This is a genomic window from Alkalihalobacillus trypoxylicola (genome assembly GCF_001590785.1).
Classification (GTDB): Bacteria; Bacillota; Bacilli; order Bacillales; family Bacillaceae_D; genus Alkalihalobacillus; species Alkalihalobacillus trypoxylicola.
The window spans coordinates 1-340 of sequence record NZ_LTAO01000031.1 but is presented as its reverse complement, the minus strand read 5'-3'; the positions used below and the strand labels follow the sequence as shown (position 1 = coordinate 340).

The following is a 340-nucleotide window of genomic DNA, read 5'->3' as shown; positions in this document are numbered from 1 at the left end:
GCTTACTTACAGCTCCACGAGGCGTTTCGCCGTTCGTCGCGTCCTTCTTCGGCTCCTAGTGCCAAGGCATTCACCGTGCGCCCTTTCTAACTTAACCATTGGCTTCTTATCAACAGCGGATTTCTTCGTCAACTTCTTCTTCTCGGTCATGTCACGTACCAAAGTACGTTCCATTCCTTCAAAGATTCGTTTCCTCGATCTCCTTGTTGCTAATCGCCATACTAATGTCCGAAATTTAATTGAATTAAACTTCTTCCATTATCTTATCAAAAAGGTTTGATATGAATTCTTGACATTCTCGTTTGTCTATCGTTATAGACTCCGATGAATTTCTGTTTTC

1 rRNA gene is annotated in these 340 nt (G+C 42.1%); it reads right to left on the bottom strand.

What is annotated here, in order from left to right:
* Positions 1 to 97: ribosomal RNA gene (locus tag AZF04_RS15430) — 23S ribosomal RNA — on the bottom strand; the annotation flags it as partial.
* Positions 98 to 340 lie beyond the last annotated feature (243 nt).